Source organism: Acinetobacter sp. MF4640 (assembly GCF_002018895.1).
Taxonomy (GTDB): Bacteria; Pseudomonadota; Gammaproteobacteria; order Pseudomonadales; family Moraxellaceae; genus Acinetobacter; species Acinetobacter johnsonii.
Genome location: NZ_MVOM01000034.1, coordinates 1 through 16,166, shown reverse-complemented (window position 1 = coordinate 16,166; position 16,166 = coordinate 1). Strand labels below are relative to the sequence as shown.

General features: G+C 40.0%; 25 protein-coding genes and 1 pseudogene. 11 read left to right on the top strand and 15 right to left on the bottom strand.

Features of this window, described 5'->3' with window-relative positions:
* Positions 1-5: 5 nt before the first annotated feature.
* Positions 6-707, bottom strand: coding sequence for an LrgB family protein (locus tag MF4640_RS12100; protein ID WP_005399543.1), 702 nt, complete (start codon positions 705-707; stop codon positions 6-8).
* 9 nt (positions 708-716) lie between these two features.
* The gene (locus MF4640_RS12095) at positions 717-1,133 is read right to left on the bottom strand and encodes a CidA/LrgA family protein (RefSeq protein ID WP_005399542.1); all 417 of its coding nucleotides are present in this window, start codon (positions 1,131-1,133) and stop codon (positions 717-719) included.
* Between the two features lie 100 nt (positions 1,134-1,233).
* Here MF4640_RS12095 and MF4640_RS12090 point away from each other — a divergent pair, with 100 nt between their 5' ends.
* From MF4640_RS12090 to MF4640_RS12080, 3 genes are all read left to right on the top strand, one after another.
* Positions 1,234-2,133 (top strand): LysR substrate-binding domain-containing protein, encoded by a 900-nt coding sequence (locus MF4640_RS12090; protein ID WP_005399541.1) that lies wholly within the window; start codon positions 1,234-1,236, stop codon positions 2,131-2,133.
* A gap of 205 nt (positions 2,134-2,338) precedes the next feature.
* Complete coding sequence (gene mtlD, locus MF4640_RS12085; protein WP_078389735.1) at positions 2,339-4,480, top strand: bifunctional mannitol-1-phosphate dehydrogenase/phosphatase; 2,142 nt, start codon at positions 2,339-2,341, stop codon at positions 4,478-4,480.
* A gap of 133 nt (positions 4,481-4,613) precedes the next feature.
* Entirely contained in the window at positions 4,614-5,102 is a 489-nt protein-coding gene (locus tag MF4640_RS12080) for a winged helix-turn-helix transcriptional regulator (RefSeq protein ID WP_078389734.1), read from the top strand.
* 2 nt (positions 5,103-5,104) lie between these two features.
* Here the strand turns inward: MF4640_RS12080 and MF4640_RS12075 are convergent, their stop codons facing one another.
* Genes MF4640_RS12075 through tusD form a run of 4 tightly spaced genes read right to left on the bottom strand, consistent with a single transcriptional unit; the run spans position 5,105 to position 6,486 of the window.
* Positions 5,105-5,416, bottom strand: coding sequence for a TusE/DsrC/DsvC family sulfur relay protein (locus MF4640_RS12075; protein WP_078389733.1), 312 nt, complete (start codon positions 5,414-5,416; stop codon positions 5,105-5,107).
* Between the two features lie 14 nt (positions 5,417-5,430).
* Positions 5,431-5,712 (bottom strand): DsrH/TusB family sulfur metabolism protein, encoded by a 282-nt coding sequence (locus MF4640_RS12070; RefSeq protein WP_078389732.1) that lies wholly within the window; start codon positions 5,710-5,712, stop codon positions 5,431-5,433.
* A 10-nt stretch (positions 5,713-5,722) separates the two neighbouring features.
* Positions 5,723-6,073: a hypothetical protein gene (locus MF4640_RS12065; protein WP_010326623.1), complete on the bottom strand. Its 351-nt coding sequence runs from the start codon at positions 6,071-6,073 to the stop codon at positions 5,723-5,725.
* A 44-nt stretch (positions 6,074-6,117) separates the two neighbouring features.
* Complete coding sequence (gene tusD, locus MF4640_RS12060) at positions 6,118-6,486, bottom strand: sulfurtransferase complex subunit TusD (protein ID WP_078389731.1); 369 nt, start codon at positions 6,484-6,486, stop codon at positions 6,118-6,120.
* Positions 6,487-6,768: 282 nt separating this feature from the next.
* Between tusD and MF4640_RS12055 the strand changes: the two genes are divergently transcribed.
* Complete coding sequence (locus MF4640_RS12055) at positions 6,769-7,788, top strand: tyrosine-type recombinase/integrase (RefSeq protein ID WP_078389730.1); 1,020 nt, start codon at positions 6,769-6,771, stop codon at positions 7,786-7,788.
* Here the strand turns inward: MF4640_RS12055 and MF4640_RS12050 are convergent.
* The 6 genes from MF4640_RS12050 to MF4640_RS12025 are packed head-to-tail and all read right to left on the bottom strand — an operon-like array spanning position 7,785 to position 11,400.
* Positions 7,785-8,069 carry an HTH domain-containing protein gene (locus tag MF4640_RS12050; protein WP_078389729.1) on the bottom strand — a complete coding sequence of 95 codons (285 nt, stop codon included), beginning with the start codon at positions 8,067-8,069 and terminating at the stop codon, positions 7,785-7,787. The genes MF4640_RS12055 and MF4640_RS12050 overlap by 4 nt on opposite strands.
* On the bottom strand, positions 8,069-8,266 hold the full coding sequence (locus MF4640_RS12045; RefSeq protein ID WP_004979933.1) for a hypothetical protein: 198 nt from the start codon (positions 8,264-8,266) through the stop codon (positions 8,069-8,071). Before MF4640_RS12045 ends, MF4640_RS12050 begins: the two co-directional genes overlap by 1 nt.
* Before the next feature lie 41 nt (positions 8,267-8,307).
* Entirely contained in the window at positions 8,308-9,894 is a 1,587-nt protein-coding gene (locus MF4640_RS12040) for a hypothetical protein (protein WP_078389728.1), read from the bottom strand.
* 15 nt (positions 9,895-9,909) lie between these two features.
* On the bottom strand, positions 9,910-10,788 hold the full coding sequence (locus MF4640_RS12035; protein WP_078389727.1) for a PD-(D/E)XK nuclease-like domain-containing protein: 879 nt from the start codon (positions 10,786-10,788) through the stop codon (positions 9,910-9,912).
* A gap of 11 nt (positions 10,789-10,799) precedes the next feature.
* Positions 10,800-11,180 (bottom strand): hypothetical protein, encoded by a 381-nt coding sequence (locus tag MF4640_RS12030; protein ID WP_078389726.1) that lies wholly within the window; start codon positions 11,178-11,180, stop codon positions 10,800-10,802.
* A gap of 1 nt (position 11,181) precedes the next feature.
* Positions 11,182-11,400, bottom strand: coding sequence for a hypothetical protein (locus tag MF4640_RS12025; RefSeq protein WP_078389725.1), 219 nt, complete (start codon positions 11,398-11,400; stop codon positions 11,182-11,184).
* Positions 11,401-11,602: 202 nt separating this feature from the next.
* Here MF4640_RS12025 and MF4640_RS19290 point away from each other — a divergent pair, with 202 nt between their 5' ends.
* Positions 11,603-11,776, top strand: a complete 174-nt coding sequence (locus MF4640_RS19290; RefSeq protein ID WP_161944381.1) for a hypothetical protein — start codon at positions 11,603-11,605, stop codon at positions 11,774-11,776.
* Here MF4640_RS19290 and MF4640_RS12015 read toward each other — a convergent pair.
* Entirely contained in the window at positions 11,751-11,951 is a 201-nt protein-coding gene (locus tag MF4640_RS12015; RefSeq protein ID WP_153042477.1) for a hypothetical protein, read from the bottom strand. The two genes, MF4640_RS19290 and MF4640_RS12015, sit on opposite strands and share 26 nt — an antisense overlap.
* A gap of 348 nt (positions 11,952-12,299) precedes the next feature.
* Complete coding sequence (locus MF4640_RS12005; protein ID WP_078389721.1) at positions 12,300-12,989, bottom strand: helix-turn-helix transcriptional regulator; 690 nt, start codon at positions 12,987-12,989, stop codon at positions 12,300-12,302.
* Between the two features lie 100 nt (positions 12,990-13,089).
* On the opposite strand from MF4640_RS12005, the gene MF4640_RS12000 reads away from it, so the two are divergent.
* From MF4640_RS12000 to MF4640_RS11980, 6 genes are read left to right on the top strand one after another with little or no spacing between them, the layout of a single operon-like run.
* Positions 13,090-13,287, top strand: coding sequence for a hypothetical protein (locus MF4640_RS12000; protein ID WP_078389753.1), 198 nt, complete (start codon positions 13,090-13,092; stop codon positions 13,285-13,287).
* Between the two features lie 8 nt (positions 13,288-13,295).
* A complete protein-coding gene (locus tag MF4640_RS11995; protein WP_078389720.1) occupies positions 13,296-13,613 on the top strand; it encodes a hypothetical protein in 318 nt (105 codons plus the stop codon).
* 57 nt (positions 13,614-13,670) lie between these two features.
* Complete coding sequence (locus MF4640_RS11990) at positions 13,671-14,687, top strand: replication protein (protein WP_078389719.1); 1,017 nt, start codon at positions 13,671-13,673, stop codon at positions 14,685-14,687.
* Positions 14,684-14,854: a hypothetical protein gene (locus tag MF4640_RS19440; protein ID WP_171263882.1), complete on the top strand. Its 171-nt coding sequence runs from the start codon at positions 14,684-14,686 to the stop codon at positions 14,852-14,854. The genes MF4640_RS11990 and MF4640_RS19440 overlap by 4 nt, the downstream gene beginning before the upstream one ends.
* Before the next feature lie 2 nt (positions 14,855-14,856).
* On the top strand, positions 14,857-15,369 hold the full coding sequence (locus MF4640_RS11985; RefSeq protein WP_078389718.1) for a RusA family crossover junction endodeoxyribonuclease: 513 nt from the start codon (positions 14,857-14,859) through the stop codon (positions 15,367-15,369).
* Positions 15,366-15,797: a hypothetical protein gene (locus MF4640_RS11980; protein ID WP_078389717.1), complete on the top strand. Its 432-nt coding sequence runs from the start codon at positions 15,366-15,368 to the stop codon at positions 15,795-15,797. Before MF4640_RS11985 ends, MF4640_RS11980 begins: the two co-directional genes overlap by 4 nt.
* Before the next feature lie 17 nt (positions 15,798-15,814).
* Here MF4640_RS11980 and MF4640_RS19715 read toward each other — a convergent pair.
* Positions 15,815-16,166 (bottom strand): annotated as a pseudogene (locus MF4640_RS19715) (hypothetical protein); the annotation flags it as partial.

Below are 16,166 nucleotides of genomic sequence, written 5' to 3'. Positions count from 1 at the left end.
GAGGATTAACCAAGAAGATAAACGACAGCGTGAATTAAACTTGGGCCAAACAGCACCATGAAAATACCAGCTAAAACCATACTGAGACAGGCCGCGACACCTTCTTCTTTATGACGTCTGAAAGCAGTACTGGTACCAAAACCATGTGCGGCACTTCCCAATGACGCACCTTGAGCAAATTTAGAATCCAATTTTAGAACAAGTAATACGCTGTTAGCCAAGAGTCCACCAACGATACCCGTAATCACGGTGAATAAAATCACAAGCTCGACTGAGCCTCCGACGGCTTGTGTGACTTCCATGGCAAAAGGGGTAGAGATAGAGCGGCTCATCAGACTGTAACTGGTCACAGCATCAAAATGGAATAAACGTGCCAAGTAAAAAGAGCTGACTACGCCAACCAACATACCCACGATAATGCCTAAAGCAATCGAAAAAGCATGCTGCTGAATGACTTTGCGATATTCATAGATCGGGATGGCAAATGCGACCGTTGCAGGACCTAACATCCAGACTAACCATTTGCTGTAATACATATAGTTGTCATACTGAATGTTGAAAAACACCAGACATAAAATAATCAGACAGGGAATAAAAACCGCTGGTGAGAGCAATACATACGGGTGTTTCTGATAAAACTTTTTACCCCAAAGATAGGCCAGTACCGTTCCGATAAAACAGATCAAGGCAACGAAATGAATATGCATGATCGTTCCTTAAATTTGATTTTTCAACTGATGTGCCTGCTTGGGCTTTTTTTGAAACTTGGCCTCAAGCTTAAAGCCCAAGAAAACACAGTATGCAGTGCAGATCATGACGCAAATGGTTCCAAGGACAATAGATAAAACCAGTTGCCAACCTTGGGTGAGAAAAAGATGTTTATATTTGATTAAGCCAATAATACAGGGGATAAAAAACAACAACAGTTCAGCTAAAAGTAAATCCGAACCTGACTTAATCCAGTCCAGCTTAAATAGACCCGCTAACAGAGAAATAAGTAAAAGCGTTAGACCCACGACCCCACCTGATATCGGTAAAGACAGGGCGACTTGTATCAGCGTTCCGATATACCAAATCCCAATCAGTAAACCTACTTGAAGAGTAGAACGATAAGGCAATTTGAACGAACGCATTGGAAGGCCACAGAGTATAAGTTGTTGGTGCTATTTTAAGTTTGACCAGATCTTGTAATTATGAATAATAAAATAATAATTATGCTTAATTGGAATAATTTTGGATTTTAAAGCGCTAAAAATATTTGTGCAGCTGGTGAAAAGTCACAGTTTTAGTCTTGCTGCGGAGGAACTATCTGTTACTCAACCCACTATTAGTAAATCTTTAAAACAGTTAGAAGATGAGATAGGGCTGCCTCTATTTCATAAAGGTGAAGCAGGGCGAAAGCGAGAAGTCAAACTGACTTATATGGGAGAACAAGTCTATTTACATGCTGTGCAGATTTTGCAGCAGGAGCAACAGATCTTTGAAGCTGCAGATCAAATTCGTGGACTGAAACAAGGTGTGCTGAGATTGGGTTTGCCACCTTTAGGTTCAGTATTGTTGAGTTCCTTAATTGTTAAATTTCACAAATTGTATCCCAACATTGAATTGAACTTTTTAGAAGTCGGTGCAACAGGCATTGAAGAAGCCATTTTGGCCAAAAAAATTGACGTTGGGATTTTATTGGGCGAGTTAAAACCCAGTATTCAAGGTATTCAAATTATCGATTCACCGTTGTGTTTGCTTTCCAACTACGATTCACAGTGGAGAAAGCGCGATGTGGTGCAGTTTGCTGAACTTAAAGAAGAGTCATTTTTACTGTATGCAGACACCTTTACTTTAAACCATGTGATTCTAGATGCTGCAATGGCGGCTGGCTTTGAACCCAAAGTATTATGCAAAAGTAGCCAGTGGGACTTTATTGCCAAAATGGTCGAGTCAGGTGTCGGTATTGCTTTATTGCCGCAAATTTATTGTGAGCAGTTAGATCGCGCAAAATTCAGTGTCAGTTTAGTGGAACAACCCAGCTTGCGTTGGAACTTAAATATGGCATGGAATTCAACCGTGGTGATGAATCCTGCAACACGTGCATGGTTATCGATCATTGATGAATATAAAGATCAAATTCATTTTTAGATATTTCATCTTCAGACACGCTTTATTAAAAAATGATCACTCTGGTTACGTTTTGATTACCTAGTGTTACCTTATGCTTACAAAAAAATGTCTAAATACCAATTTATTGATTAATAAGTAAACAAAAATGTTTCATAAAATCAGATCAAAGTCTCTGTGCCCGATTTTTGTATAGTCTAAGTGCAAACATAAAAACGGAGGCTAAATGTTTAAATTTAAGAATGATATTGTGCACGGTGCGCTTTTTGACATGGATGGAACAATGTTTGATACCGAGCGTTTACGGTTTCAAACCTTGAAACAGGCATCCAAAGAGCTAATTGGGGTCGAGTTTTCAGATGCCTACCTTATGGCATGTTTAGGCTTAAGCGCTCGAAGTGCGGAAGCCTTGGCGCAAAAGCAATATGGACAGGAAGTTCCCTATGCAGAGATTCGTAAGCGAGCAGATGAATTAGAATTAGAAACAGTGCGCCAATATGGTGTGCCGATTAAAAAAGGTTTGGTACAAGTTCTAGAACGCTTACGTAAAGCAGGATTACGTATGGCCGTGGCGACTTCTAGCCGAAGAGCGATTGCTGAAGAGTATTTAATCAATGCCAATGTTTATAAGTTTTTTGACGTCTTGGTGTGTGGTGATGAGGTTGAAAAGGGAAAACCACATCCTGAAATTTTTTTAAGTGCAGCGCAAAAACTAAACCTTGAACCTGCGCAGTGTTTTATGTTTGAAGACTCTGAAAATGGTATCCGTTCGGCACATGATGCTGGGGGTATCTGTGTACTGTTCAAAGATATTAAGGAACCCAATGCAAGCATGTTGGCACATGCCAATTATTATTTTGAAAATATGTATGATTATCTAACGGAATTAGATATCTATAGCTCACATCTGGAAATGCCCAATTTACAAGAAAGCTTTCCTCAAACTTTAAATCAACTAACTGTGGGGATTCATGGATTTGGCGCCATTGGCGGAGGCTATATTGCACAAATCTTGTCGCATTGGGATGGCTATACGCGTCCTAAAAAAATCTATGCGTCTACACGTAACAGTTTATACCGTTCAGCCGTAAATGCTTTTGGCGCATATTGCATACGTTATGGACAAGTGTCTTATGATGAACGTATTGAAAATATGCATATTATCGATGCTGAAGATTTACAGCAAATGCATGCCATGTACGTCGAGTCGAGTTTAATTGCGATTTGTTTAGCTGAAAATGCATTAGCCAGTGAAGCTGCAACCATTGCACAGGGCCTCTATGCACGCTATCTGGCGCAAGACGAGCAAGTTAAAACTCCACTGACGCTGTTAATTATCTTAAATAAAATTGGTGCTAAGCAGTTGGTTCTAGAGCAAGTGCGTAAAACATTGGTAGAGTTAACAGACCATGCTGTTGCTGACTTTATTTTAGAGCAGCACTATTTCTGCGATACGGTGGTGAACCGTATGGTGTCTAAGCTGAGCGATAAAAATCTATATCGTCAATTATGCATTAAATACAATATTTTTAAGCAATATCAACTTGATGACGAGAGTAATCAAATTGAAGTTGAAGATGTTAGTAAGCTCAGTGCAGAACAAGAGCGCCGTGCCAGTGAATATGTAGAAGATTTAAGACAAAATTTTCAACCGAGTCATATTTTACAACATATGGATTTAATTCTTTTCAATGCTGAAATGGATATGCCGATCTATGTGGAAAATAAAAGCTCCTTACTCAGTAAAATGCGTCAAATGATCTTGGTAGATCAAATTTCAGATATTCAGCTCATTAAAAACCGTTTATTGAATGGCGTACATGCCATGACTGCGTGGTATGCAAGCCTACTCGGACATCAGACCATTGGTGTAGCGATGGGCGATCCGCGAGTGCAGTATTATGTTGAAAAACTGCTTGCAGAAGTGACGCAAGGTCTGGCGCATTATCTACCAAAACGCAAAAATGATTTAACGCGCTTAGCCCGAAGTTTTGATCAATCTTGTCAGTATGCCTATAAAGACCCATGTCGTCGGGTTGGACGTGATCCACTGCGTAAGTTGAGCGCATTTGAACGTGTATTTTCATCGGTCGCGTACAATGTCTCGCATGAATTTTCTTTTGAAGCACTATTAAGTGGTGCGATCTTTGGCTATTTGTATTTGATGGAAGAAGAGGAACAGCCCATAGATGTGTTGTTAGGGCATTTGAAGCAACAACTTCAACAAATGCACCTGTCAAAAGTGCACAAAAAGGCGCTGTATTATGTCATTCAAAAACGTCTCAATGAATATCAAAAAGGTGAGCTGGGAATGGAAGATTTTATGATCACTGACCAACCTCAAAATACTGAAATGAGCTGTGCTTAGGTCTTCATGACGTTCAGATGTCTTTGAGCCTTCTAAAATGTGAAAACAACATAAGAAAAGCTGGGTAAAAAGAGCTTTTCTTATGCTCTTAAATCTTTTAACGTTAGAACTAAGAGAGACTTGGTTTTTTACAATGAAATGGGATGAGATCGGGGAACAACCGTGTTCAATTGCACGAACGCTGTCGGTGATTGGTGATCGGTGGACGATGTTGATTTTACGAAATGCATTCTTGGGTGCACGCCGTTTTGAAAGTTTTCAACAAAACTTAGGCGTCACTCGCCATGTGCTTTCTGAGCGTTTAAAGCGCTTGGTTGAACATGATATTTTGGAGAAAAGACCCTATACAGACCGCCAAGAGCGCTTTGAATATTGTCTGACTGAAAAAGGCCTAGCTTTATACCCAGTGCTGATGTCCATGGCAATATGGGCCGATCAATGGATGGACGAGGGCTTAGGTCGTCCCGTGCAATTTATTCATAAAACCTGTGGGCATAGCATTCAGCCACATTTGGTTTGTAACGAATGTGGTGATGCCATACATGCCAAAGACATCAAAGCGATACCGACACAGGTTTATGTCGATGCTTTAGCTGTTCAATCAGACGTTAAACAAGCTTAAGTTTATAAACAGTTTGCAGGTTTTGGCACGCCTGCCAAACGACTCAGATGGCGCGCTACAAGCCCAGTATTAAACTTTTCTTGTAGTATGGCATTATTGATGTCTGCACGGACTGTCTTCATTAAAAACTTAATCAGTGGACGTGTTGCAGGTGAGTGTCCAAACTGTTGGTAAAACTGACGTACTGCCATGAGGATTTCAAAGTGCCAATCAGTCAATTCAAGCTCTAAAGATTTTGCTAGCTCTTTTGCAACCTCTTGATTCCAAATGGTGTAATCAACCAAATGACCATCTTGGTCTAATTCTAAATTCATCTAAACACTCAAAATTATTTCAAACTGATACAACGACTATGGCTTAAGCATAGCTCAGAAAATCTAGCATAGCTGATGGTTTCTAGGTTACTCGGATGGGCAGCAGCGATATTTCCAGCATCCTGCTCAAGCACAAATATACAGGCTAACTGCTGAATAAAAGTATGCTGTATATACAGGGCTACATCTCCCATTAAAACCACATCATCCCCTGATTGATACAGGTTTTGTAATTTACTCAGCGCTTGTTCCGTCGCGGAAAATGGAGACTGCACGAGATAAAGTGTTTTGCTCATAATTGTTTCCTTACCAATACAATACATGGTCAAACTGTTGTATTAAATTGGCATTGAGTTCAACACATTCAATTTCTTGCTCTGTTTGTTGAACAAAGGCAGAAGCTTGATTTTTGGTTTCAATCCAAATCGGGCTTAAGTCATAAAACTCAAAGCTATCCACCATATTTGAAGCCAGTTTAAACGCATGTTTTAAGGGTTCAAATGATTGAGCATTGTTTAATAAGCTGAGTGCAGCATCTTGTAATAAGACTTTGACTTCACAGCCAAAAGTTGCAAGAACCATCGTTGCAGACAGGCTTTCATGCACCTGCAAAGAGTTCAAATTGGCTTGGGTTAAAATAACCAGTACAGATTTCACACAATATACCTTTTAAAAGCAACAAATTCTTGAAAACTTAGCACTTAGAATTGAATTAAGCGCTCTGCAGACTGAACAGCATCGGCCAGTTCCCCTAGGCCTACCAAGTCAAAACCTGTAGCAAGATTATGCTGTGCTAACTGATGACGCTGTGCATTTTCGGCATCGGTAATTCCTCGGGCTAAGGCTGCACTTACACAAACGGGTAGGCGAATGGCGAGTTTTTGCCACTCAGAACATAGATTCCGTTGGTCGTCAGGTACCCATTGCAGGGCATTGGCAACTTGAACAGCATCTTGGTAGAAAAACACTCGAAAGGGTTGATTTTTCGCTTGAAATGCTTGTGCTAAACCTAAAGCATGCCATGCATGAATCGAACTCGGTGCGGAGGTAATTAGTAATAAAGTACTCATCAAACTTCACTAGAGGAATGTCCAAATCTTGCTTGGTACATTCGGACTTCATAATAAAAAGGTAGTATACAATGATTTTAGGTGGTATCTAAAGAATTTAGCACCAAATATAAAAAATATTTTAAAAATAAAATTTATAAAACAATATGTTATGAGATTGGTTTAAATGAAGAAAAACAAAAATCCATTTTTTATCTGCACTAAATTCCCTTTATTTTCTTTCCTTTTACTACATTCTCGATAGAATAAAAGGCAATCTGCACCAAATCTGCACCAAGAAAAATGAAGCTTCCGAAACCAATACAACGTGGGTCAACTTGGCGTATCACTGTTACTTTTGACAAGCAGCGATACTCAGTGACCAGAGATACAGCAAAAGAGTGCGAGCACTGGGCATCAATCAAACTGCTAGAGCTTAAAACAGGTAAGGCTAATCTAGAACAAGGAATAAAGCCAGCATACCCATTTCGGCAATTATGCGATAAGTACTACCAAGAGCACGGCAGACATATGCGCTCTGCTAGAACAATTATGCTCAAGATTAAAAACCTTGATCGCATAGCACCCAATGTTGCCGATAAGTCTATCTATGATTTTAAGCCCAGCGACATTGTTGAATGGCGAAATAAGCGGAAAAAGGAAGTTAAAGTATCAACCTTAAGAAATGAGCATGCTATTTATTCGGCTGTTTTCACTTATGCCTTGAAAGAGCTTTTTTTAATTGAGTCGAATGTTTGGCAAACTGTACCGATGCCAAGTAAGGAAAAATCACGAAATCAGCGGATTATGCCTGAACAGCAAGAAGTGTTGCTTAAAGCGTTGGATTGGGATGGTGTGTCTACACCTGAGAAGTCAAAGCACTATGTAGCATGGGCATTTCTATTTGCGCTTGAAACAGCAATGCGACAAGGTGAAATACTGGCAATGCGCAGATCAGATTTGAGAGATGGTTTTGTACATCTGCCGATGACTAAAAATGGCGAGTCTCGAAACGTTCCTTTATCGAAAGAAGCAAAGCGTCTGCTTTCATTATTGCCTGTGAATAATGACGTTCTGGTACCAATCGACAAGGATATATGTTGCGCAACGTGGGTAAGAGCTAAAAAAAGGGCGAATCTACCTCACATTAATTTCCACGATTCACGGCATGAAGCAATCACAAGAATGGTTAAGGTTCGGAAATTACCAGTTGAGGTTTTAGCAAAGATCACCGGGCATAAAACGATTGGGATATTAATTAACACTTACTACAATCCAGACGCTCAGGACCTAGTTGAAATGTTTAATGACAGCGAGAGCTAATTAGCTCTCGGTCTGCCTCTTTTATTTTTTGTTGTCAGTATGCCGTGCGCTAGGCGAGGGTTGTACAAGCATTTCCCTTGTGTACCTTGATTAATAGATGCAAGGCGCTCACGGATGGTTGTCGTTGATAGATTATATTTTTCCGCTAATTTAGTAGCAGATACTAACTCCATCTCAACTTCTTTCAACTCTTTGACAATACCACCACCAATGTTCTGCCCAAGCATGACTTGTGGTGGGGAGTCAGCCTCAATAGTGATTGTGTATTTTGATAATCCCATCATGATTCCCCTTTGGGTGGCTCTGGTAATAACGCCCAGTGTGTAATTAACTCTTGAACAAAAGCGCAGCCATCAATTGGGCAAGCAAAGCCAAAAGGGTGTTTATATTCAGCAGTTAGCTGTTCACTCGCAATAAAGATTTGATAACGACCATCAATGCGAGGTGATTGTTTCGTGTAATCAATCCATTCAATCATTTCACCACCTAATTGGCCGCACTCAGTACGGCCTTATCTAATTAATTACCGAAAAGCTCTGATTCGCGTTTTTGTGCGGCATTAGTAATGCGTTGCTGGTCAGGATCAGACTGTTCCTCATACATTGGATCGATAAAGATGTTGTTAATTTCATCTTGGTTTTTGGCAGCTTCAATTTCAGCAATCGCTTTATCTACCCAAGGGGTATCGTCTGTATCAAACATGGATAGTTGATTTTCTAAGAACTGTTTACGTGCTGCATAGACGTTAAGTACATCGTTCATATGGTCAGGCGTAAGGTTTGGCTTATTGTCCCGAATGGTTTTTGCAACAGCTTCCAGTTCAGTAATATTTTGGGCATTACCGATTTGGATTTTTAGACCGCCAATGATCTGAGCTGACTTAATCTCGTTTACTGCTGGTACTTCTTGAGTTGACGCTGGCTCATTTGTTTTAATTTCTGCTAGACGTTTAGCAATTGCCTCATGAAGCGGGGCACGCTGTTCGGCAGACCAAGCATTTGTATATTTAACTAATGCACTAACCTCATTTGCTGTCTTTGCTGCTTTAGAGCGTTCGATAAGATCTGTGAGCAGTGTCTGATACTTTTCATCATCTTCCTGAATTACAGCTTTTTTGGTTTGGGCACGTGGTTTTTTCTCTTGTGCCGGTTCTTCTACTGGTGGTGCTTCTTCCTTTTCAGGCTCAGGCTTTTTTGCAGGAACACCAACATCAGTAACTTTGTATTTATCAGCATTGGCTTTCCATAGCTTGATCAATTCATTGCGTTCTGATTCATCAGATAAGGCATAAATGCTGCTTTCCAGTTCTTCTAGGCTATCCAACGACTTAGCTTTTAAAATTAATCCTTTAATGTGCTTAAAATCAGATGCATTAATTACTTTTGATTCCGCTTCTGGTGTTACATCAATAATGCGGTCCTGTTCTTCCTCAGCTGAGCGTAAACCCATCAGCAATTCAGGCGCATAGACACGACCAAAGAATGAGGCAGCACGGTAGCGAAGCATTTGCTCTGACATTGTTTGCCATTTGCTACCTTCTTTGGTGTACCAACCCTCCTTAACAGCCATCTCAATTGTGATTTTTGATGACTCTAAGCGTTCACCAGTTTCACGTTCGATAGCCCAGGCCACACAGCTAAAATCATGAATTTTGACAGTTTTAGATATTTTCTTTGGTTTGCGGTTTTCCCAAACAGTTTCCACGCATTCAACTTCTTTTTCGCCCAAATCTTCCAATTCAAAACGAAGGGCAGAGAAACGTCCGCTGCTATTAATACCAGCCATAATGAACTGAGATGACCAAGAGGGGCGACCATTCACCAGATAAAGGTTTTGCATAACCATGAGTGGATCAGCACCCATGCGATTAGACATATTTAGAGCGATTACACAGTTAGATAAACCATTTGGGTTTGGTTCTTCGCGCCATAACTGGTTGCCATATTCATCTTTACCAGCTTTCTTTTGAATTGTTGCGCGGTACTGTTCCGGCACCAGTGTTGAACTGGACAGCATTTTTGCAATACGTTGAGACAGTTCAAAAGCTTCAAGGTTTAATAGTCCGACTGATTGGTTTGAGTTCGAGATTTGAGTTTGAGCATTCATTTTTAAAATTCCTAATTAGTTAAAATCGTTTTCTAAAGCTTGTTTAGTCATGTATTGCGGAAGGAATAAATCTTCCATTTCGAGTGAGTAGCCGTCCCATTCATTGATAAGAAGAGACTCAGCCAGTAATTCTTTTGATTTGTTGTATCGAGATTCACCAACACTTAAAAATAGGTCTGCTGCCTTGTACTGCTTGACGTTGTGCGGAATTGAACTCTCAGCAACTAACAGAATAAAAGGCGGTTTATCTTCTGTTTGGTAGTACTGCTGGAAGCCTTCACGGTACATAACTGCAGAAAGGTCATAACCAAAGTCAGAACACTTTTTAGAGAAAGCATGTGCACGTGCATCGGTCGTAGTCTTTAAATCCAAGATCAAGCCGTTTGGAAAGGCTTTACAGGGTGCAATGTGCCAATCAGGACGAATACGAAGTTCTAAGCCATAGATTGGATCGGTAAAGAATATGCTTGCTTCAGGCATACCGTAGTTGTTCTGCATGTCTGCATAAGAGCTGAGTTTCTGTAGGTTGGTCACAATACGTTTTGCACCTTCAACCTGTTCAGCATCAACTAAAATTTTGCCTTGATTGGCATGTTCCCAAGCCAAAGCCTCTTCTTTACCAACCTTTGTACGGCGGTCAAACTTAGGCGCGATAATGAACTCATGTTCAAACTGTTCAGGCTCTAAGAACAGGGTGTGTGCCAATGTTCCAAAGCTCATAGCTGTTTTGGTTTCGCGTTCAACTTCTTTCGCAATGTTGTTTGAGTAGAAGTGAGCACTTGAACGCAGCATGTCTTTTAACTGGCTAGAGCTAAACTCAGGGCGTGAGTGGTATTCCTCATTGCTCATTTTTTCAATGAGTGATGCAGTCGGTAGTTCTACAAATGCATTCATATTCTTATTTCCTAAAATTTGATGTAGCTATGACAAACGGAACACTGGTCACCACTAAGCTCTTGTAATTCTTTGCATGAATAACAGTATTCAAAAACCACAGCACTGATTTTTGGTTGTTTACGGCTTTGCTTTGAGCTGTATTTACTCCCCATATCGTGAGCTAGTAAATTTCCTGAACCTTTGCTCCAAACGATGCCAAGTTCATTATTTAGATAAAAACGTAATGACTCGTGTTGGCATGGGTTTAAGAGAATTTCAGCGCCTTGATCCACAAGCCAGTTAGCAAAATCTTCTAGGTCTTTTTTGCTTTTCAGAACCTGTCTTTTGGAGTACTGGCTAATGCTGCTATATCTAGATCTTAGCTTTCTCCATTCATTGGCAGTCGACATATCAGCCCCCTAAAACCAATGAAACAAATAGTGAAATACCTAACCAACCTAAGAGGACAAGCACAAAGAAGATGAAAGCTTCGATAGCATTCGCCTTGATAATGGCTAAACGAGGGGTACGCATTTCTGCAGGAGTGGGGTGCTGGTAAAGCACAGGCTTTGTATTGCTTTCGTTTTTAACGAATGTCGGTGTTTGACTATGTGATGCTGTTTGTTTCATACTTATCTCGCTCTTTGAGTAAGCTCCGTAGTTGTCCAGACCGTCGGGGCTTTTTTGTGGGTACGAGATAAAGTTTACCAAAGGAAACTTTTAAGTCAACATAAAGTTTATGATAGGAAACAAATTATTTTTAATTAGGAAACTTTATGCTTTAATAGACAAAATAAAACCCATCACAGGGATGGGTTAGATGGAGTTTGTTATGGATAAGAATCAATTAGCGGAATGGCGCAAAGAAATTGTTACAGCAATGCTTTCAGAGGGGTATTGCATTGAGCGCATTATTCCCGATGTCATGATTGCTGAGGAATTCATAAATACAGGGGAATATCCTAAAGAATGGGAAAATACTAATAATCAGAATGCTGGCGAATAGCCTTTTTTTCTTTAGCGTAGTTTCTCTCTGCTTCATAAACTCGCTCTAAGGCTTTGTGAAATTCCTCAACCCAAAGATCAGCATTAATACCAAGTTTTTGATCATGTTGGTGTAAGGCTGACATTTTCATTTTAGCAATTTCAAGTGCAATTGCTTGCTTTACTTCATTATTCACAATCATCTCCACCTGATTCAAAGGACTGCGTCGGGTTCGCAGTTTTATTATTCCCAAAAAATATACTTAGAATTCTTATGATAATTAAACATATAGCGAACAAAGATAAAGCATAAATAGGTTAAGCCAGCTTGTATAAATCCACAAAAAATAAACTCAATCCAGTGCGATCTTGAGAAATGTACATACATAACCAATGGAACTGGCACTAGTAATAAAACGACCAAAAGAAGAGCAAGTATATCTTTTGCAATATCGGATTTTGTTCCGAGCCACGCGATTGACGCAAAAATCAAAAAACCAAATATGTTTGTATATTGATAGTTAATCCATGAATCAATCATAACGTCACCAATTTTCTAAACTAGATATTTGCCAAACCCATCCAATAATTTCAAATTGTTGATCAATTCTTTCCTGTTCGCTCAAATGAAGCTCAGGGAACTCAGTCGAATTGTCAGAAACAATACGGACACCACCTAAAGGCAAGTTGTACAGGCGTTTGCAGTAGAACAAACCACCAATGCAAATAGCAAAGATCTTACCGTCTTTAATATTTTTTCTGCCCAAATCTAAATGGATTGTATCGCCATCTTTAATAGTTGGACTCATTGAGTCGCCCATGGCCGTGGCAGCAACAGCATTCTCTTTTGTAATAGACAAGTTTCTGAGCGTTGCTTTTGACATTCTCAATTTGCGCGTTTCGTTTGCAATTGCTTCACTGATTGAGCCGCCACCACATGCAAATGAAAAATCTTTAAAGAAGGGTATTTCCACTTCGTCATTATCAAGCGGGGTACTACTATCCCAAGGTTCAACCTGCATAAGTTCGGGCGTTGAATTCCCAGTTAAAAGCCAGTTCTCAGATGTTTTTAAAATCCGTGCAAGTGCGGGCATAAATTCAGATCTAGGCACATTTGTCCCTGAAACCCACTTTGATACAGCTCCCTTCGTTGCACCTGTTGCTTCCATTAAATCAACCTGCTTGAGCTTTAGATCAGTCATTCTTTGAATTATTCGATCTCTAATTGAACCCATAAAAACACTCCGTTTAATGTTTCCTATAGTAAACAAACACATTGAAGAATGTGGAAACTTATGGTTTACTAATGGAAACTATTGGTTTATTGAGGTAAACATGACCGTTGATGATTTAAAGAACCATTTCGGTGTTGATAAAGATATTCATCTTACTAAAACAGTTTTAGCTGTTACTCGCGGAACAATTAGCAAATGGAGACACCGTGGCATCCCATTGGATACACAGGCGCGTATTCAAATTCTGACAAAAAATAAACTAAAAGCTGATTTGGCTTGTGTAGCAAAAATTCAATAGGTGAGCCCATGTCTGAAAAACTCACCGAGAGCATCACTTTTAAATGCACGTACGAAGAAAAGCGGGACTTAGAAGCAATTGCTAAGTCTGATAGCAAAACATTATCTGAGCACATTAGAAGTCTTGGCATGTCGAATATCTCTGAAGTTCGGGAACGCTTAAATAATCTCGCATCACTCATGCGTCTGACCACAGATACCGTAGACACGTCTTTTGAGCTTCAAGCTCCTCCACGCTTTATAGATGTCACACCAAAACCACAGGCACAAAAAAAAGCCCAATTGCGCGAACAATTGGACTTTCTTGCCGTTCACTCCGAAAAGTAACCGACTAGGTTGGAACCCGATGATGAATTTAACACGAAAGGTGGGGGCTGTGAAGATATGAATACTGCACAAGTTATCCCATTTAAAAAGTCACCACAGCCAAAGCAAGAGGCTGATATGTCTACCAAACCTGAAGGTAGTGGTTATACGCCTTTGCCTAACTATCTAGTAGATGATGATTACATAGCAAAAATGACAGGCAATTCACTTAAATGTTATGTAGTTATTAATAGATTCACCAAGGGATTTAGTCGCAAAGATTGGGCTATTGAGTCTAAATTTTTGCTTAAAAAAACTGCTATTAAAAAGCCACATACTTTGTTTGAAGCTGTAAAGCAATTAGAGAGCTTGGGTTTACTTTCCGTTCACCGTGAAGATGGTAAAACTAATAAGTTTACTGTTACTAACCCATGCCTAAAAACGGCACTGCCTATAAATGGAACTACTGCCGAAAATTGGCATAAGGGTAGTGCCGAAAATGGCAACAGCACTACTGCCGAAAATGGGCACACTAAGAAAGATAATATTAAATATAAATTTAAAAATATAAAAAAAGATGATCTTCCTGTGGATAACTCAGAAACAGAAATCTTTAGCGATTCTGTCGAATACCACGAGGACAATAAAAATCTGTACAGCTTGAGAGAGCTTGCAGGTGTCTACACGATTCAAACTGATCTTGCTGACCAAGCAAAACGAATCAATCCAAAACTCGATGATTCAAAAATTCTGAGTGAGTTAAAAAACTTTGCCCAGTGGTCTACCAGTCGAGAAAAAACCACGGCGCAAGGTTGGATGAATTACTGGATCTATCGCATTCAAAAACTTTCAGCGCCTAAGGCTAAATCTTCAAAACCGAAAAGCAAAGGCTTGTCAGATGCACAAGTGAATTATTTCGTTTCTGAGCTGTGCAATTACCAAAGTTTCAAATCAAAGCACTCAAACGTCGGTGAATCTCAAAAAGCATTCGAAACCCGGATTAGCTCAAACATCCGTAAACCTGAATACGCAGATATCTATGGTCCATATCTGCATGAGCTGGGCTTTGTGGTTGATCTAGGGGCAAGCCTATGAACTCTCAAAGCAAACCTGAAGGGGCAACTCACTACGAAGCAGACGGCACAGTTTGGAAAAACGAAAAAGGACTTTGGATGTTTTGGCGTGAGGGTTGGGGATGGTGTCAGTACGTTGGTAAGGCCAATTACTCATTCATGAATAAATTAACTGAAATCGGGGCTTAATCATGAGAATGAGTGAAAGAGAGCTAGAACTTCATTTAAAACGCCACGAAAAGCGAAAAAATAACGCATTGCAGCAATCTAAACAGAAAAATGATACGAAGGTACGTAAAGCAAATCAACAAGCCTTAGACGCGATTACAGAGCCAAATACGAAAGGAGAGGGAAAGGTAATTTTAAAGTGTGAAATTCCATCAACTCCACCATCGGTAAACAACTATTGGGTGGGTACTGGACGTACATGCAAAGTTAGTGACCGTGGTCGTGATTTTCATGATCTCGTTGCTATGACTATCCCGCAATTAAACACTATGGCACGTCTAAAACTAGATGTGACTTTTCACTTTCCCAATAAACAACGCCGTGACATCGATAATTTCTTAAAAGCAACGATCGATAGTCTTGTGAAATGTGGCCTATGCGTAGACGACGAACAATTCGATGAATTAAGCGTAAAACGTGGGGAAGTTATCAAAGGCGGTCTTATAAAAATTACAGTTCTGGAGCTTCAAAAATGAGTGATTTAGTTGTTGATTCTATAGTGTTTGCACAGTCTCCTCGCGCGCGCGCGCGTTTTATCAATCAGCGTACGAAGAAGAAAGTTAAAGAATTTCTAGTCAAGCGCCGTGGCTATAAGCGACCTGACTTCAACCGAATGATCTTGGATTTAGGCCGTTTGAAATGGACACATGAGAAGATTGCAGACGTACTACCAGTGTCGAGCGCTTCTACGGTCTCAGAGTGGGCTAGAGGCGGTATTCCTAATTACGACAATGGGGATGCATTGATCGAGCTTTGGCGTTCAGAAACAGGCATTCAGCGCTTTCCACGTGATGGAGAATGGGCAACGTACAAGTACAAGATCGGGCAGCTAGATATGTTTGAAGATTGGGACGGGTTGGACGATGTTATTGAGCAGTTGGGTGGGGTATTAAGAGGGCCCTAATCAAAGGGCTCTCCTTATTATTTTTGTTTTAGGACTTCTGTTGTCGCTTTTATCATTTCAGTTGTATTTTTCATTTGATCAGAAATTAAGTTAGACATGTCCTTGTGAGTGGATCCATCAATTTCTTTACCAAAATATTTTAGTGCTAATTCTTTTCTAATTACTGCAGCCTCATTAGTTGGTACGCTTTCCATAAAACTCGGATAAGCTTGTAATTCTACTTGTGTTTGATAGTTTTGATCGGCTTTGTTGCACAAACCTAGCCTATAAGGTTTATTCAGTCCTATAATTTCAAAATGAATAAACCTACTCCTAAAACTTATCGTACAACCAACTGGTCTTCCTATAATCACGCTCTCATTAATCGGG

Coding starts and splice junctions, on each gene's coding strand:
- MF4640_RS12100 (WP_005399543.1), bottom strand. CDS start 707: ATGCATATTCATTTCGTTGCCTTGATCTGTTTTATCGGAACGGTACTG.
- MF4640_RS12095 (WP_005399542.1), bottom strand. CDS start 1,133: ATGCGTTCGTTCAAATTGCCTTATCGTTCTACTCTTCAAGTAGGTTTA.
- mtlD (WP_078389735.1), top strand. CDS start 2,339: ATGTTTAAATTTAAGAATGATATTGTGCACGGTGCGCTTTTTGACATG.
- MF4640_RS12080 (WP_078389734.1), top strand. CDS start 4,614: ATGAAATGGGATGAGATCGGGGAACAACCGTGTTCAATTGCACGAACG.
- MF4640_RS12075 (WP_078389733.1), bottom strand. CDS start 5,416: ATGAATTTAGAATTAGACCAAGATGGTCATTTGGTTGATTACACCATT.
- MF4640_RS12070 (WP_078389732.1), bottom strand. CDS start 5,712: ATGAGCAAAACACTTTATCTCGTGCAGTCTCCATTTTCCGCGACGGAA.
- tusD (WP_078389731.1), bottom strand. CDS start 6,486: ATGAGTACTTTATTACTAATTACCTCCGCACCGAGTTCGATTCATGCA.
- MF4640_RS12055 (WP_078389730.1), top strand. CDS start 6,769: ATGAAGCTTCCGAAACCAATACAACGTGGGTCAACTTGGCGTATCACT.
- MF4640_RS12050 (WP_078389729.1), bottom strand. CDS start 8,069: ATGGGATTATCAAAATACACAATCACTATTGAGGCTGACTCCCCACCA.
- MF4640_RS12045 (WP_004979933.1), bottom strand. CDS start 8,266: ATGATTGAATGGATTGATTACACGAAACAATCACCTCGCATTGATGGT.
- MF4640_RS12040 (WP_078389728.1), bottom strand. CDS start 9,894: ATGAATGCTCAAACTCAAATCTCGAACTCAAACCAATCAGTCGGACTA.
- MF4640_RS12035 (WP_078389727.1), bottom strand. CDS start 10,788: ATGAATGCATTTGTAGAACTACCGACTGCATCACTCATTGAAAAAATG.
- MF4640_RS12030 (WP_078389726.1), bottom strand. CDS start 11,180: ATGTCGACTGCCAATGAATGGAGAAAGCTAAGATCTAGATATAGCAGC.
- MF4640_RS12025 (WP_078389725.1), bottom strand. CDS start 11,400: ATGAAACAAACAGCATCACATAGTCAAACACCGACATTCGTTAAAAAC.
- MF4640_RS19290 (WP_161944381.1), top strand. CDS start 11,603: ATGGATAAGAATCAATTAGCGGAATGGCGCAAAGAAATTGTTACAGCA.
- MF4640_RS12005 (WP_078389721.1), bottom strand. CDS start 12,989: ATGGGTTCAATTAGAGATCGAATAATTCAAAGAATGACTGATCTAAAG.
- MF4640_RS12000 (WP_078389753.1), top strand. CDS start 13,090: ATGACCGTTGATGATTTAAAGAACCATTTCGGTGTTGATAAAGATATT.
- MF4640_RS11995 (WP_078389720.1), top strand. CDS start 13,296: ATGTCTGAAAAACTCACCGAGAGCATCACTTTTAAATGCACGTACGAA.
- MF4640_RS11990 (WP_078389719.1), top strand. CDS start 13,671: ATGAATACTGCACAAGTTATCCCATTTAAAAAGTCACCACAGCCAAAG.
- MF4640_RS19440 (WP_171263882.1), top strand. CDS start 14,684: ATGAACTCTCAAAGCAAACCTGAAGGGGCAACTCACTACGAAGCAGAC.
- MF4640_RS11985 (WP_078389718.1), top strand. CDS start 14,857: ATGAGAATGAGTGAAAGAGAGCTAGAACTTCATTTAAAACGCCACGAA.
- MF4640_RS11980 (WP_078389717.1), top strand. CDS start 15,366: ATGAGTGATTTAGTTGTTGATTCTATAGTGTTTGCACAGTCTCCTCGC.